Source organism: Paenibacillus caseinilyticus (genome assembly GCF_027533645.1).
In the GTDB taxonomy this organism is placed as follows: domain Bacteria; phylum Bacillota; class Bacilli; order Paenibacillales; family NBRC-103111; genus Paenibacillus_G; species Paenibacillus_G caseinilyticus.
In genome coordinates, this window is sequence record NZ_JAQAGY010000004.1 from 145,260 (window position 1) to 163,060 (window position 17,801).

General features: G+C 65.4%; 1 protein-coding gene. It reads right to left on the reverse strand.

The window, feature by feature from the left end:
* Positions 1-85: 85 nt before the first annotated feature.
* Positions 86-17,782: a non-ribosomal peptide synthase/polyketide synthase gene (locus O9H32_RS08265; protein ID WP_269865483.1), complete on the reverse strand. Its 17,697-nt coding sequence runs from the start codon at positions 17,780-17,782 to the stop codon at positions 86-88.
* Positions 17,783-17,801: the final 19 nt, after the last annotated feature.

A 17,801-nucleotide genomic window follows, 5' to 3' on the forward strand; every position in this document is an offset into this window, starting at 1 on the left:
CTGCCGCCGCTTGGCCCGCCCCGCTTACCTGTACACGGGAGCTTCCGCGTCCGGCAGCTCAGCGGGTCAGGGCGACTCCGGCGGTCTACAACAGCTCCAGCAGCTCTTCAATACTCGCGAACGCCTCTTCCGTCAGCTCCCCGTCGCTGTAATCGCTGAGCGTCTTCTCCCCGGTCCCGCAGGCCGCGCAGTGGTCGATCAGTTCGCGCAGGGCGCGGATCATGCCGGCCATCAGCCGGTCCATCGTGTCCGGCGCATATTCGCGGGGGTCATGCCCGAGCCGGACCCGCAGCTCGCCGTCCAGAATCATGGCGGTGATCTCGATCGCCGCAAGTCTCTCCCCTTCCGGAGACATCATCTCTCCTGTCCCGTAGGGGGAGAGGCCGAACAGTTCTCCTTGCAGCTCGCTGTCCGTTTGACCAAGATAATTGAACAGGATCTCGGCCGGGATAGGCGGCAGAGCCGGCTGTTTCAGTTCCGTGAGAAGCCCGCAGCCCAGCCCCTTGTCCGGTATGCGCCTCAGTCCGTCCTTGATGCTGCGGATGGCCTTCGATAGATGGGATCCACCCGGTTGATCTTCGGCTCCGGCCGGAACGGATACGGCAGCAGGGACTGGCTTGGCCGGCCGATGGACAGCTGAAGAGGCTGCTTCCTTGGCCGCTTCACTCAGATCGAGCAGAGCCGGATACAATGTCGTGAACCAGCCCACCGTACGGCTGACGTTCAGCCCGGCGGGCAGCGCATCGCGGCCATGGCCTTCCAGCGTGACCCGATAACGCTCCCCTCCGGTCCACTCTCTCAGTGCCAGTCCGAGCGCGGTGAGAAGGAGATCTTCGGCATCCGTCCCGTAAGCATGGTGGACCCCTCTTAGCAGCAGCTCCGTCTCAGTTCTTCCCAGATACGATTCCGTATGGCGCGTATCTTGGCGCAGCCGCTCAGGCACGATCTCACCGTTCTTGGGCAGCGGGTCCACGGGAGTGCCGGACAAGGCGGTCCAGTAAGCCTCCTCCTTCTGCAGCCGTCCGCTCTCCGCGTATTCCCGCAGGGCAAGCGTATAAGCGAGATAAGAGTCGGTTTTGGGCGGCAGAACGACCGGCGTCCCTGCCTCTGCCTGGACGTATAAGCTGGCGAGATCCTCGAGCAGGATGCGCCAGGATACGCCGTCCACCACCAGGTGATGAATGGCGATCAGCAGGTGGTCCCCTTCTGTGGTCTGGAAGAGACCGAACCGCAAGAGCGGGCCTTCCTCCAGGTTCATCCCCCGCTGCAGCGCTTCGGCTTCTTCAAGGATGCGGCCGGAGGGATCGGAGAGCTCTCTAACATCGCAGACGGTCAGGTTCCACAAGGTTTCCGGCTCCCCTGTCTCCCGGAAGACCTGGACACGTCTGCCGTCCTTCACCGGGAAAACCGTCCGCAATGCGTCGTGGTGTTCGACCAGCCGTGCTGCCGCCTCCTGCAGGCGTCCAGGATCCCAGCCTTCCCGGCGGTACAGCATAACGACCTGGTTGAAGTGCCGGGTCTCCCCTCGCTGCGTACGGAAGAACCAGGACTGCACCGCGCTCAGCCCAGCTTCCCCTTGAACGGCGCCCTGTTCCGACGTCATCCGGGATGCCCGTACCCAAGGCGCAAGCTCCGCGACGGTCGGGTATTCCAGCAGGTCGCGGACCGACAGCTCCCACTCCAGCGTATGCAGACGGGAGACGATCTGAAGGGCCTTGATCGAATCGCCGCCGAGCGCGAAGAAATTGTCGTGCAGTCCCACCCGGCCGCAGCCGAGCAGGTCCTGCCACAGCTCCGCTAGCAGGACCTCCAGCGGCTCGCGGGGCGGGATATACTCCGTCTCCGCGAGGAAGACGGCCTCCGGCTGAGGCAGCGCCCTGCGGTCCAGTTTGCCGCTCGGGGTAAGCGGCATCGCCGCCACCATCGTGAAGCGGGATGGGATCATATACGCGGGCAGCATCCGGGCGAGCTCCTCCCGCAGGGCCGCTGCGCTGGGCTCTCCCTCTGCTACGAGGTAGGCGACCAGCTCACTGTGGCCCTGCGCCGAGGCAGCGGCGGTCACCGCAGCTTCGCGGGCGAGGCCGGTCCGCAGCAGCGCCGCTTCGATCTCGCCGGGCTCCACCCGGTAGCCGCGGATCTTGACCTGGTGGTCGATCCGGCCGAGGTATTCGAGGTTGCCGTCAGGCAGCCAGCGGGCGCGGTCCCCGGTACGGTACATCCGGCCGCCGGGCTCGAATGGGTTCGATGTGAATTTCTCGGCCGTCAGCTCGGGCCGGTTCCAATACCCGCGCCCTACGCCGACGCCGGCAATGCAGAGCTCGCCGGGCACACCGGTGGGCTGCAGCTCCCCGCCCGGGCCCATAACGTACAGCCGGATATTATCGATCGGCCGTCCGATCGGCACGCACTGCAGATCCCCTTGCGCGGAGCAGTCGAAGTACGTGACGTCCACGGCCGCCTCTGTCGGTCCGTACAGGTTGATCAGCCGGGTGCCGTTCGGCTCATGGAGCAGCCGGTGGAACTGGCGTGCCTGCGGCAGCGGCAGAGCTTCCCCGCTCGCGAACACATGCCGGAGACCGGCCAGCTGGTCTGCGCACGCCCGGCCTTCCGCATGCTCGAGGAACGCCTGGAGCATCGACGGCACAAAATGCACGGCGCTGACCCGCCCTCTTTCGATCGCATCGACGAGCACGGCAGGATCCTTCTCGCCCCCCGGAGCCAGGAGGCAGAGCGCCGCACCGGCCAGCGGCCACCAGAACAGCTCCCAGACGGAGACGTCGAAGGTGAACGGCGTTTTGTGCAGGATCACATCGTCCCCGCTGAGCGGAAAAGCCTTCTGCATCCAATGAATCCGGTTGACCGCCGACCGGTGCTCGATCATGACGCCCTTCGGCATGCCGGTGGAGCCGGAGGTGTAGATGATATAGGCCAGATCGTCCGGGGATGCGCCATCTGTCAGCGCCGTCTCCGCTTCGATCCGCTCTTCGTCGGTACGGCCTTGTTCGCGGTCCGCTTCGTCCAGCAGCAGCATGCGGCCCCCATAAACGGATAGAGCTTCCGCCGCTCCCCCTTCCGCTGCCGCGGAAGAGTGCGTCAGGAGAAGATGCGCTCCGCTGTCCTCCAGCAGGTAGGCGATCCGCTTCGCCGGGTATCCCGGATCAATCGGCAGGTACGCCCCCCCGGCCTTCAGGATGGCATACAAGCCGACCAGCGTCTCAACAGACCGCTGCGCCAGGACGGCGGCCACTGTGCCAGGCTTGAGTCCTTCCCGGCGCAGGGTAACGGCCAGCCTGCCGGCCCGCGCGTTCAGCTCGCCGTAAGTCAGCCTGCTGCCGTCTGCTGCGATGACTGCTGTAGCATCGGGCGAGCGGCGGACCTGCTTTTCGAAGAGAGAGACCAGGGTCTCGTCCGCCGGGAAGCCGGCCTCCGTGTCATTGAACCCATGCACCAGCGTATGACGCTCCGCCTCGCCAATCCACTCCAGCTGTCCGATCTCCAGGTGCGGGTTCCGGGCCGCTTCTTCTGCCAGCCGGAGGAGATAACCCGCCCACCGCTCCACGGTCTGAGGCAGGAACAAGTCCGCATCGTATTCCAGCATGCAGCGGAGACGGCCTTCCTCCTCGGACACATACAGGGCCAAGTCGACTTTGGCGGTCCCGGGATCATAGTTGTATTCCGTCAGGGTTACATCCGTGGTGCTCAGCGTCTGCGCCTGCATGTTCTGCAGCACGAGCATCGCGTCGAAGAGCGGATTGCGTCCCGGGTCCCGCCGCTGAGGCAGCTGGTCCACCAGCTCTTCGAAGGGGTAATCGCCGTGTTCGAACGCCTCCAGCACCGTCTTCCTCAGGGAGGCGAGGTAAGTGTGAAGCGTCATCTGCGGCAGAAGCTGTACCCGCATCACCAGGGTGTTGACGAAGACGCCCGCCATCCGCTGAAGCTCCGGACGGGAACGGCCTGCAGCCGGGGTACCCACGGTAAGTTCTTCGGTGCCCCCAAGCCTCGACAGCAGGACGGAATATACGGCGAGAAGCACCATATACAGCGTCGTCCCCGTCTCTGTGGTTAGACGGTACAAGCCTGCGGCGGTCTCTTCCCCGATCTCGAGGAAGACGCGCCCTCCCGCGAACGACCGGACCGGGGGCCGCGAGGCATCGCCGGGCAATTGCAGCACGGGCAGCTCGCCGCCCAGCTGATTCAGCCAGTAAGCCTCCTGGGCCCGGCAGTCTCCGCTCCCGAGGAAGGAACGCTGCCACACGGCGTAATCTTTGTACTGCAGGCCGGGCTCCGGCAGGGGCTCCCCGGCATACAGCTTCACGAATTCTTCCGTGAGCACGCTGAGTGTGACCCCGTCGGAGACGATATGGTGCATATCCAGGAGCAGCCAAGCTTCGGCGGCACCGGTGAACTCGATCAGCCCGGCGCGGAGGAGCGGGCCTCCGCCGAGATCAAACGGACGGATAAAAGCCCGGACCCGGTCCCTCCCCGCCGCCTCGTTCTCTGCTGTATACCGGACGATCCCCATCGGAGCCGGAGGCTGGATCCGCTGAACCACCTCGCCGTCCGACAGCTCAAAGGAGCTCCGCAGCGCCTCATGCCGCACGATCAGGCGGGTCAGCGCTTCTTCTATGCGCGCGGGGTCCGGGCGCCCCTGCAGGACGAAGACGGCCGGCATGTTGTAGCTGACCCCCGCCCCTTGAAGCTGCTGGAGCACGTACAGTCTCTTTTGCGCCGAGGATACAGGGTAGGTCTCCTGCACCGGGGCTTGTGCGATCCGTCCGCGGTCCACACTCTTGCTCCGCCCGGCTGCCGCAGCCGCCATGCTGCGAACCGTGGGATGATCGAATACATCCCGCAGGGACAGCTCCCAGCCCAGGTCCTGCCTAACGGTCTGGATCAGATTCACGGCTTTGAGCGAATGGCCGCCGAGGTCGAAGAAGGACTGGTCCCGTCCGATCACCGGCAGCCCGAGCACTTCGGACCAGCGGGATGCCAGCTCCTGTTCACGCTCTCCGAGCGGCAGCTCCGGCGCTTCCTCCACCCCATGGCCCGCTTCCGGACGGGGCAGCGCTCTCCGGTCCACTTTGCCGCTAGGCGTGAGCGGGAGCCGGTGGAGTGACGCATAGCGCGAAGGGATCATATAGGACGGCAGCGCTTCGGCTAACTTGCTCCGCACTTCGCCGGGCGTCCAGGAGGCTCCCGGAGTCGTCACCAGGTAAGCGCACAGTTCCGTATCCCCTGCCGCATCCGTATGGGCGGCAACTACGGCGTCGGTGACAAAAGGCAGCTCCGCGAGAAGCGACTCAATCTCGCCCGGCTCGATACGGTAGCCGCGCACCTTCACCTGATGGTCGCTGCGTCCGAGATATTCGATGGAGCCGTCCGAGCGCCGCCGGGCCCGGTCGCCGGAGCGGTACATCCGCCCGCCTGCCCGGAACGGGTCCGGCTGGAAGACGGAGGCCGTCAGCTCCGGCCGTCCGAGATACCCGCGGGCCAGTCCCACACCCGCGATATAGAGCTCGCCGGGCACGCCGACCGGCTGCTGCAGCCCGGCAGCACTGAGCACATACAGCCGCATATTGTCGATGGGCCGGCCGATCGGCACCGGGCCCGCGCCGTCCTGCTCCGTGACGTCATGGTAGGATACGTCCACCGATGCTTCCGTCGGCCCGTACAGATTGTGCAGCGTCGTGCCATAAGGCCGGGTCAGCAGCCGCAGGAAGCTTTCAGCCTGCCATGGCTGCAGCGCCTCCCCGCTCGCGAAGACGCGGCACAGTCCGGACAAGTCAAGGGCTGCGCCCGGTGTCCCGGCATGGGCCAGGAACGCTTGCAGCATAGAAGGCACGAAGTGCATCACGGTAATGCCCTCCGCTCTCACGGCTTCGGCTACAGCGGCCGGATCCTTCTCCTCGCCAGGTGCGAGCAGGACGACCCGGGCGCCTGCGAGCGCCCACCAGAACAACTCCCAGACGGAGACGTCGAAGGTAAAGGGCGTTTTGTGCAGGATCGCATCGCCGGGGAGCAGCGGATACTGCTTCTGCATCCAATGCAGCCGGTTCACGATCGAACGGTGCTCGATCATGACCCCTTTGGGCTGGCCGGTCGAGCCGGACGTATACATGACGTAAGCCAGATGTTCCGGCCCGGCCGTGCTTCCCGGCGGCTGCGGCGTCTCACCGGCCTCCGGGCCGAGAAGCGGCTGGGCCTGTGGCGCGGCCTCTGCGGCAGCGGCACGGGCGGTCCCGGGCTCCTGTCTCTTAGCGTCTCCGGCGTCAGGCAGGTCGACGGTCTCCAGCACCTTGCCTCCCGGATCCAGCACGAACACGGCGGCTTCGGGTCCAGCCCGCAGGACGTCATCCTTGCCCTCCCCGTCGCAGAGTACGATTCGCGCCTGGCTGTCTTCGAGCACGAACTTCATGCGCTCGGCCGGCCACTCCGGATGGATCGGCAGATACGCCGCTCCCGCCTTGAGAATGGCTAGAATGCCTGTCATGAGTGCCAGAGAGCGGTCCATCCGGATGGCGATGATGTCATCGGGCTGCGCGCCGCGCCGCCGGAGCTCTGAAGCCAGCAGGTCTGCACGGTGATTCAGCTCCCCGTAGGTCAGGGTCGCGCCGCCGAACTGCAACGCAGGGGCATCCGGCGCAGCCTGTGCCTGCCTCTCGAACAAGCCGTGCAGCGTCTGCCCGCTTGGGAACGGGGCATCGGTCGCATTGTCGTGCTCCAGTATCCGGCCCCTCTCCTCTTCGCTGATTCTCTCCAGCCTCCCAATTTTTTTGCCGGGACGCCTGACGACGGAATGAAGGAGTCTCTCGAAGTGTCCGGCCCACCGCTCCACCGTCTCTGGAAGGAACAGAGCGGCTGCGTATTCGAACACGCAGTCGATCCCCTCATCCGATTCAGCCGCATAGAGGGAGAGGTCGAATTTGGAAGCCGTGTGGCCCAGCTCCTGAGCCTCCACTTCGATCCCCGGCATGCTCCATCCGGGCGTCCCTTGCGACTGAAGGACGAACAACGTATCGAAGACCGGGCTGCGGCTGAAGTCCCGCCGGACTCCGAGTTCCTCCACGAGCTCCTCGAACGGATAGTCCGCATGATCGAATGCGTCTATTGCCGTTTCTTTAACTGCCCTAAGATAGTCCAGGAAAGGCAGGTCCGCCTCGGGGCGCAGCCGCATGGCGACGGTTCCCGTGAACAGTCCCAGCATCGACTCCAGCTCGGCCCGCGGCCGGCCGCTGACCGGCGTGCCCACGAGCAGCTCCTCCTGGCCCGCATACCCCGAGAGCAGTGCTCCGTAGGCGGCCAGCAGTACCATATACAAGGTGCTTCCGCTCTCCCGGGCGAGTCCCTTCAAGGCCGAAGTCAGCTCTCTGCCGATCCGCAGCGGCACATACCCTCCCGCAAAATCCCGGTGGCGGGGACGCGGCCGGTCGAGCGGAAGCTCCAGCACCGGCAGCTCGCCCCCCAGAGCCTGCAGCCAATACTCCCGGTGGGCGGCGTAGAGCCGTCCTTCGCTCAGCGATGCCTGCCATAAGGCATAATCGCCGTACTGCAGCTCCGGCTGCTCCAGCGTCTGCCCGGCATAGAGCCGGGACAGCTCCCGGGTGAACAGCTGGACGGACAACCCGTCCGTAATCAGATGATGCATGTCGATCAGCAGCCGGTGCGTGTCCGGGCCGGTGCGCAGCAGCGCGGCGCGGAACAAGGGGGCTTGTGCCGGATCGAACGCCCGGACGAACCCCTCCGACCATGCCTTAGCGTCTGCCTCATCCATCTCCAGGTAGATCCAGGGCAGCTCCAGGCCGGCGGCGGGACGCTGGATGAACCCTCTCCCGCTCGTCTCGAAAGAAGTGCGGAGGATCTCATGGCGGTGCATCAAATGCTGCAGAGCGGCCTTGAACCGTTCCACATCCAGGCTTCCCCGGAGAAGGAAAGCGGCGGGCAGATTGTAGCTGAGCTGCGCCCCTTCGAGCTCATGGAGGATGAGCATCCGCCGTTGTCCGGAGGAGGCGGGATAGCTCCCGCGGGAATCCTGCCGCCGGATGGCCGGCAGCTCCTCACCCCTCGTCTCCTGCAGCCGTCCGGCGAGCCCGCGGATCGTGGGGTGGCTGAACAGCTCGCGGAGGGGCAGGCGGATCCCCTGCTCGTGCTCCATCCGGGCGGCGAAGGCCATCGCCTTCAGCGAGTGACCGCCGAGCTCGAAGAAGTTGTCGTCTAGGCCTATGCGCTCCACGCTGAGCGCGTCCTGCCACAGGACCGCCAGCATGCGCTGCGCCTCCGTCTGCGGCGCCTCATACTGCCGGCCGGCGTGCAGGGAAGCGGCCGGCGCCGGCAGCGCGCGGCGGTCCAGCTTGCCGTTCGGTGTCAGCGGCAGGAGCTCCAGCGGCACATAATAGTCGGGGACCATGTAAGCGGGCAGCGATTCTGCCGCGTAGGCCCGGATCTCGGGAGCGGACAGCTTCCTGCCGCCGGCCGCAACGAAGTAAGCGCACAGCTGCAGGGCTTCATCCGTTCCTCGGGGGGCGGTTACCACAGCTTCCAGGATATCCGGGTGGCGCTGCAGCACGGTTTCGATCTCCGCGGGTTCTACCCGGTGGCCCCGGATCTTGAGCTGCTGGTCCGTCCGGCCGAGATACGCATAGACGCCGTCCGGCAGCTTGCGGACCACATCGCCGGTGCGGTACAGCCGCTCCCCCGGTACGTGCGGATTGGTGATATACCGTTCGGAGGTCCGGTCCGGGGAGCGGTAATATCCCCGTCCGACACTGCCGCCTGCGACGAACAGCTCGCCCGGCGAGCCTTCCGGCACCAGCTGCAGCCCGGCGTCCATCACATACAGACGGATTCCGAGTATCGGCCTGCCGATGGCCGGAAGATCCGGCAGCGGGTCCTCCGGCCGGAGCGTAAGGGTCGTGACCACATGGGTCTCCGAAGGCCCGTAATGATTGTGCAGGGTGACACCATGCACACGCATATGCGTTCGCAGCTCCTCCGGAATCACGAGCTGCTCGCCTGCCGTGACGATATGGCGGACGCCAGCCGGGAACCGGGCGGCATAGACGGGGCTGCCGAACAAGGTGCGCAGCAGAGACGGCGGCCAGAACACGGTGCCGATCTCCTCCTTCCCGAGATAGCCCAGAAGCAGCTGAGGATCGAGACGGGTTTCCTCCGCGAGCACGTGGAGTTCGCCTCCGGACAGCAAGGTGGTGAAGATCTCCTGGTAGCAGACATCGAATCCGCAGGAGGCGAACTGCGTGACGCGCCCCGTGCAATCGGCGCCTCCGCTGCCGATCTGATCCTGGAGGAGGTTCAGCAGATTCCGGTGCTCGAGCATGACGCCCTTGGGCGTACCGGTCGTGCCCGAGGTGTAGATCACGTAGATCAGGTCCGCTCCCTCGTTGACAGGCTCCGGATTGCTCCGGCACAGGCTCTCGCCGAGGAGGGTATCGTAATCCAGGAAGCGGCCTTCAGTCCGTTCTTGGACGGAGTCGCTCAGCTGCCGGACACGGGAACTCGTCACAATAAAATCAGCGCCGCTATCCGACAGAATGCCCGCGATCCGCTCCTCCGGATAAGCGGGGGCCACCGGAACCAGCACAGCCCCCGCTTTCAGGATGCCAAGTACGGAAGCAACGAACGAGGCTGACCGTTCCATGAGGAGAACGACAGGCGTCTCGCGGCCGGCCCCGCGGCTGCGCAGGGCATGGGCGATGCGGTTGGCCTCCGCGTTCAACTCCCCGTAGGTGAGCCGGGTCCCCTCGCAGACGACCGCCGTCCGGTGCGGCTGCTCAGCCGCCCGGGCTTCAAACCACGCATGAACCGTAGGATAGCGCGGAGTTCCGGCTGGAGCTCCTTGATCCCCGTACAGCAGGCGGCGCTTCTCTTCTCCGCTGAGCAGATCCGCCGCCCCCAGGCTGTGCGAATCCGCTCCCGCAGCCGTGAGCGATTCCAGCAGCCGGACGAAGCGCTCTGCCCACCCTTGCACGGTCTGCGAACCGAACAGCGCAGTGTTGTACTCCAGCACGAAGCGGATCGCACCGCCTTCCTCATAAGCGGCCAGCGTAAGATCGAACTTGGCCGTACGCTGTCCCGCCTCTTCGGGCAGCAGGATCAGCGCTTCCCCCTGCAGCCGGGCCAGCTCCATATTGTGGAGCACGAACATCGCATCGAACAGCGGGTTGCGGCTGACGTCGCGGGGCACCCCGAGCATCTCCACGATCTCCTCGAACGGCACATCCCGGTGGGCCAGCGCCCCGAGCACGGTGTCCTTCACTTCTTCGAGGTAGGTGCCGAAGCGCTTCTGCGGCTCGGGATGCAGCCGCAGCGGCAGGGTGCCGACGAACATGCCGACTACCTGGTCAAGCTCCATGCGGGGCCGGCCGGATACCGGCGTGCCGACGATGATCTCTTCTTGACCGGCATGCTTTGCCAACAGCAGGCCATAGGCTGCAAGCAGCAGCATGTACAAGGTCGCTCCGCTCTCCTGTGCCCGCTTGCGGATACGGGAAGACAGCTCAGGGCTCAGGTCAAACAGATGCTGGGCGCCTTCAAAGCACTGCTCCCGGGGACGGGGCCGGTCAGACGGCAGCTCCAATACGGGCAGCCCGCCGGCCAAAGCGTTGTGCCAGTAGGCTTTTTGCGCTTCCCGGATCTCTGCTGCGGCTGCGGTGCCGCGCCATACGGCATAGTCCTTGTACTGCAGCACGGGCCCCGGCAGCGGACGGCCTTCGTACAGCTCCAGCCACTCTTGGAGGAGCAGGTTCACCGATGTGCCGTCGGCGATCAGGTGATGCAGATCGATGAGCAGCAGGTGCTCATCCTCACGGCATTTGGCAAGTCCCACACGGAAGAGGGGGGCTTGTCCCGGGTCGAACGGCCGCACAAAGGCTTCTTTGATCCGCTCCAGCCCGGCAGCCTCACTTTCTTCCGGACCGAAGGCTTCCAGCTCCAGTTCCATTTCCAGATTTACCTCACTGGCGATGTACTGGACCGGTTCCCCTTGCAGCGTTCCGAATGACGTCCGAAGCGCCTCATGCCGCCTTATGAGCTCCTGGAATGCCCCGGCGAGCCGGCTCTTATCGAGCGGCCCCTTCAGGCGCAGGAAGGTCGGCATATTGTAGGCGAGCCATGCGCCTTCCAGCCCGTGCAGGGCGAGCAGCCTGCGCTGCTCCGGAGTGACGGGGTAGGAGGTGCCGGGAGCGGCCGGAGCGATGGCCTGCAGGGCAGTGGCCCCGCTCTCCGGCTGTGCTCCTCCTGTGCCCGGCAGCAAGCTGGCCAGCCCGTATACGGTCGGCTGCCGGAACACTTCCGCCAGAGGCAGGCGGCGGCCCCAGCGGGCTTCGATCCGCGTGAGCAGCCCCATCGCCTTGAGCGAATGGCCGCCGAGCTCAAAGAAGGAATCGTGAAGCCCGATGGGCTCCTGCCCCAGCACTTCGGCGAACAGCGAGGCGAGCTCCTGCTCCTGCTCCGTGCGCGGCGCCTCATACCGGCCCGCAGGGGCATGGCTGCGCTGCGGCTTCGGCAGCGACCTGCGGTCCGGTTTGCCGTTCGCAGTCAGCGGCAGGGCTTCCAGCTGCACGTAGTAGGCAGGAAGCATATAATCCGGCAGCAGAGCGGCAAGCGCCTGCTTCAATTCCGCCGGGCTGCGGGTCTCCCCGGCGGTGAAGTACACGCACAGGCGGGAGGCGTTCTCCTCCTCCAGCACGGCAGCGGCGGCTTCCCGCAGGCCCGGCAGCCGGAGCAGAGCCGATTCGATCTCGGCGAGCTCGATCCGGTAGCCCCGGACCTTGACCTGCTCGTCCCGGCGGCCCAGGTACTCCAGTGTGCCGTCCGGCAGCCAGCGGGCCCGGTCGCCCGTACGGTACAACCGTTCCTCGGCCACGAAGCCGCTCCGGAAGAATGCGGCGGCGGTCTCCTGCGGCCGTCTCCAATAGCCCTCGGCAAGTCCCGGGCCCGCGATGCACAGCTCGCCCGGCGTGCCTGGCGGCAGCAGGGCTCCGGCGCCGTCGAGGATGTAGACCCGGCTCCCGGCGGCAGGCCGTCCGATGCCCTGCGTCTCAGGATGCCCGGCATCCCGCAGGATGGTGGTGACGATGCTGTTCTCTGTCGGGCCGTATTCGTTCACGAGCTCGGCTGCGGGACTCCAGGCGGCGCTCTTGGCGGCTAAGGTGCGGGTCAACGGCGCTCCGCCCAAGGTCACCGTGCGGATGAGCTTGGCTTCTTGCTCCCCGAATACATCCAGCAGCGCCTGATACAGACTCGGTACGCAGACGAGATGGGTGATGCGCGAGAGCTCCACGGCTTCCCGGATCCGCTGCGGATCCCGGCGGCCCTCCCTGCCCAGCAGCACGGCACGGGAGCCGCTGATCAGCGGGGTGAAAAAGGAGCTGATAAACGCATCGAACGTGTAATCGAGCAGCGGGAGCACGGCATGCTCCGCGGTCAGCGCGTACTCCTCCCTGCGCCACAGCAGGGTTCCGGCAGCCGCTGCATGCCGGATGGGTACCCCCTTGGGCACACCCGTGGTGCCTGAGGTGTAGATGAGGTAAGCCAGGTCCACGGGCTCCGGCAGAGCATCCGGGTGAAGGCTGTCACTGCCATGTCCCCCCTCCGCGTCCCGGAGCAGCTCATCGAGATCATATACGGCGGCTGCGCCGAATGCCCCTTCCGCAAGCAGGCTCATGGCGCTTGGGGCCGTCTGCGCTGCAGTCAGCAGCGCGGCTGCCCCGCTGTCCTCCAGGATGCCGCACAGCCGCTCCGGCGGTGTCTCGGGATCTACTGGCACATAAGCCGAGCCGGCGAGCCAGATGCCGAGCAGGGCCGGGGCCAGCCGGATCGACGGGCCCGTCATTAATGCCGTGACGCTGCCGCGTCCTGTGCCGCGCCGCCGCAGGCCCCGCGCGATACGTTCTGCTTGCTCCTGGAGCTCCCGATAGGTCAGGCGCTCCCCTTCGCATTCGACCGCCGTACGGTCTGGCACCAGCCGGGACTGCTCCAGGAGCAGCGCCGGAATCGTACGCGAGTCCACCGGCCGCGTGCTGACACGGTTCCAGCCGGCGAGCTGCAGGCGCTCTGCCTCAGGCATCAGCCGCGGGTCGCCGATCCGGCTGTCGGGAGCCGCCGCCACGCCGGCTGCGAGTGCATAGAACCGGCTTATCAGCTTCTGGACCGTCTCCGCAGCGTGCCGGGAGACGCGGTATTCCGCCAGCAGCCGGATTCCCTCCGCGTCCTCCCAGGCGTGGAGGGTGAAGTCGAACTTCGCCGCGCGGTGCTCCAGCTCATAGGGACGAAGGTGAAGCCCCGGCAGCCGGACTTCCGGCAGCTCCATGTTCTGCATCACGAAGGCCGTCTCGAAGAACGGATGCCGCCCCGGCGCCCGGTCGATGTTCAGCTTCCCGGCTAGGAGCTCGAGGGGGTATTCCTGGTGCTCGAAGGCGGACAGCGCTTCTGCTCCCGTGCGCCGGAGATAGTCCCGGAACGGGAGGCCGGCCTCCGGGCGCACCCGCAGGGGCAGCAGATTCACGAACATGCCGAACGTGCGCTCGAGATCGGCGTGAGGCCGGCCTGCCGCCGCCGTCCCGATCAGGAAGTCGTCCTGCCCCGCCGTTCTGCCAAACACTGCTCCGAAGACCGACAGGAGCACAGAGTACAGCGTCGTGCCGGTTTCTTTGGCGAGCTGCCTCAGCTGGTCCGTCATCTTCCTACCGATCCGGAACGGATGCAGGCCAGCCTCGGCGGCGGGTTCGGCCGCTTGCGCTGATGCTTCCATTCCATCCGGGCGCAGGGAGCCGGCCTCTTGCCCATCCCCATCGCCCGCCGATATGACGGTATCCTCCTTCACAGCGCCAAGGACCGGGAGCTCCAATGCCGGCGGAAGCTCCTGCAGCCGGTCCAGCCAATACGCTTCCTGCTCCTTCAGCGCTCCGCTCCTCCACCGGGACTGGTGCCATACCGCGTAATCTTTGTACTGCACGGCTGGCGCCTCTACGCTTCGGCCCTGGCACAGCTCCGTGAATTCCCGGATAAGAATGCCGAGCGAGGTGCCGTCCGCGACCACGTGGTGGAGATCGAGGAAGAGCAGCGAACGGTTCGGTCCTAGCTCCACCCGCTCCACGCGGATCAGAGGCAGCCGGGACGGATCGAAGGGCCGGATCCGCTGGCGGATCAGGGTCGGCAGATCCCCCTCTTCGGTGGTCCATACCGGGATCTCCAGTTCAAAAGGCGGATGTACCCTCTGCACCCAGCCGTCTCCTTCCGGATGAAAGGTCGTCCGCAGCGATTCATGCCGCTCGATAATCCGGTCGAATGCCTCCTTCCAGATCCGATCATCCGCAGGCCCTTCCACGAGCAGCGCAGCTGGGATGTTGTAGCCGGTTCCCGCGAGATCGAACTGGCCTGCAAGCAGCACCCTCTCCTGAGCCATGGAGACCGGATAATCTGCTCTCTCTTCTGCCTGGGGAATGGCGCCAGCCATGGCCGCTCCATTCAAAGCTCCATTCAAGTCTTCATTCGAACCTTCATTCAAGTCTTCATTCGGACCTTCATTTGAACCTTCATTTGAACCTTCTTTCAGACCCTTACCCGCAGCTTCCTTCAAAGCCTCCACTTCCGCCGCAAGCCCGGCCAGCGTGGGCTCGGCGAAGATCCGTGTGAGCGGCACCTGGACACCCATGTGCCTGGAGATCTGCGAGGCGAGCCGCGCCGCCTTCAGCGAGTGCCCGCCAAGCGCGAAGAAATCGTCGTGGATGCCGGCCCGCTCCACGCCGAGCACTTCCTGCCACAGCCCGGCAAGCAGGCGCTCATTCTCGCTCCGGGGAGGGGCGTATTCGGCATGGCGATTGCCAGTCTCAGGAAGAGGAAGCGCCCGGCGGTCGATCTTGCCGTTAACCGTCAGCGGCAGGAGGTCCAGCACGATCCAATACGACGGAAGCATGTATTCCGGCAAGGCTTCTGCCGCGTGGGCGCGCAAGGCTGACGGGTTCGCCCTGAGCTCTTCGGCTGCTTCCGGGTGCGCCACCAGGTAGGCGGCAAGCTCGGTCTGACCTTCCTGCTCCAGAGCCGCTACGAATGCTTCCTGCACCAGGGGATGCTGCAGCAGCCGGTGTTCGATTTCGCCGGTTTCGATCCGGTGGCCCCGTACTTTGACCTGCCCGTCGATCCGGCCGAGATATTCGAGCTCTCCGCTCTCCAGCCGTCTGACGAGGTCTCCCGTCCGGTACAGCCGCCCTCCAGGAAGATCTGGATCGGGCAGGAACCGCTGCCGGGTCAGTTCATCCCGGTTCAGATAGCCCCGGGCCACGCCCGCACCCCCGACATAGAGCTCCCCCGCTACGCCCACAGGCACCGGCTGCTGCCGCTCGTCCAGAATATGGCAGGCCAGCGTAGGGATCGGCCGGCCGATGACACTCGTCCCGGAGGCGAGGTCCGCCGGTCCCAGCTTTTTCCAGGTCACGTGTACGGTGGTCTCGGTGATCCCGTACATGTTGACAAGACGCACGGCCGGGTAGGCCGCCGCCCAAGGCGCTAGACGTGACGGCTGAAGGGCTTCGCCGCCCAGGATCACCATGCGTACCGCAAGCCCCGGCGGGTTCCCTTCATGGCCGCAGGCTTCCTGGATGAGGGCGTAGAAGGCGGTCGGCGTCTGATTCAGCACAGTCAAGCCTTCTTCCCTGCAGAGCTGCAGGAAGGCCGAAGGGCTCTGCGCCGTTTCCTTCGGCACGATCACGCAGGTGCCTCCGTAGAGCAGCCCCCCATACATTTCCCATACCGCGAAGTCGAAGCTGAAGGAATGAAACACACTCCACACGTCGTCCGGACCGAAGTCGAACGGCATGTGATCATGCACGAGCAGCCGGACCACATGCCGGTGCTCGATCATCACGCCCTTAGGCGTGCCGGTCGTCCCCGAAGTATAGATGACATAGGCGAGATCATGGGGCTCGTGTACCGCCGGCAGGTTCGCCGTCCGCTCCCCCGCCTCCCCGTCTTCTGCCTGCCCGATGCTCCCCGTGTGGATCACCGACTCGATGCTGTCCGGCAGCCATTCCTCCTTCTGCCCGGCTGTCCATCCGCCAGGGAGAGAGCCATCGGTCATCAGCACGGCGGCCCGGCTGTCCTCCAGCATGAAGCGAATCCGCTCTGCAGGATACGAGGGATCGACCGGAACATAGGCGCCGCCAGCCTTCAATACGGCGAGCATCGCCGCCACGGTATCGGCTGAGCGCTCCAGCAGCAGAGCCGTCAGCTTGCCGGGGCCGATACCATGCTCCCGCAGCGTATGCGCCAGAGCGTTGGCACGCCGGTTCAGCTCCGCGTAGCTGAGCCGCTCTCCGCCGCATACCACGGCCGTCTTCCCGGGGTTCCGCTCAGCCTGCGACTCGAAGAGCGAGGTCAGCGTCGCTTCCCGCGGATAGTCCCCCTCTTCCCCCCGGGCCAACGCGAGCAGAGCATTCTTTTCCGCTTCCGTCACATACTCCAGCTCCCCTGCCGGACGCTCCGGATGACGGACCGCCGAAGCCGCCAGACGGCTCAGATGGCCCTCCAGCCGCCGGAAGACCTCCCGCTCGAAGACGGCTGTCCGGTAGTAGCAGCGGACGGTCAGTTCCCGGCCCGGAAGCACGATCACATGGGCGTCATAGTGGGTCTGCTCGTGCCATTCGAAGTCCGTGACCGTACAGCCTGACGATGCATCCAGGAGCGTATCCCGGTCTAGGGGATAATTCTCGAAGGCCACCACATGATCGAAGAGCGGGCTGCGTTCCTTCCGGGCGGCCTGCATGGCATAGAGCGGGTACGATTCGTGTTCGGCGGAGGCGAGGGCATCCCGCTGGACCTCCTGCAAGAGCTCGGCGAAGCTCTGACTGCCCGCACGCACCCGGACGGGAAGCGTGTGGATATACAGGCCCAAGGCTTGTTCGATCCCCGGAAGTCCGGCCGGCCGTCCCGATACGACGGATCCGAATACCGCATCCTCCGTACATCCATAGCGGTGCAGCAGCACGCCCCACAGCGTTTGGAACACCGTGCTTAGGGTCACACCGTGTGCCTGGGCGAGGGCGTTCAGCCCGGAGGTGAGCTCTTCATCGAAGGAGAACGCATACGTGTCATAGGCTTCGGCCTCGGGCGCATAAGATCGTGCACGGGGCAGGCTTGTGATACCTTCGTAACCGGAGAGATACGCCTGCCAGTAGGATTCGTCCTTCTTCCCGTCCCGCCTGGAGAGCCACTGCAGATACCTCCCGAAGGCAAAAGGCGTGGAAGCAGGCGCATACGCATCTCCGCCGAGGTACGCCGTGTATCGGTTGAACAGTTCTCTGAGCAGCAGACCGAGCGACCAGCCGTCGAGGAGGATATGGTGGAAGCTGAGATGGAGCGCCCAGCGATCCGCCTCCATCCAGATCACCGTAAGGCGCATGGGGACTTCTTTGGAGAGATCGAACCCTTGTCTGCGCTCTTCTTCCCTATAGTCCTTCAGCCTGTTCTCCCTCTCGGAAGGCGGCATGCGGCTCCAATCCTCTTCTTCCACCCTCACATGGCGTTCCTTCAGTACGACCTGCAGCGGCTTGTCCGTGTTCGAGGTGCGGAAGACGGTCCGGAGAATATCATGGCGGGCAGCAAGGTCCTGATAACTGCTGCGGACAGCGTCCAAGTTCAGGTACCCGCTCCCACGGATCAGGAGCTGCTGCACGTAGGCGCCGCTCCCGTTTTCCGTCCGGGAATGAAACAGCATGCCTTCCTGAAGCGGAGTTAACCCGTATATGTTTTGAATTTCAATGTTTGAGGTCATTCGGCCTGTCCCTTCTTCC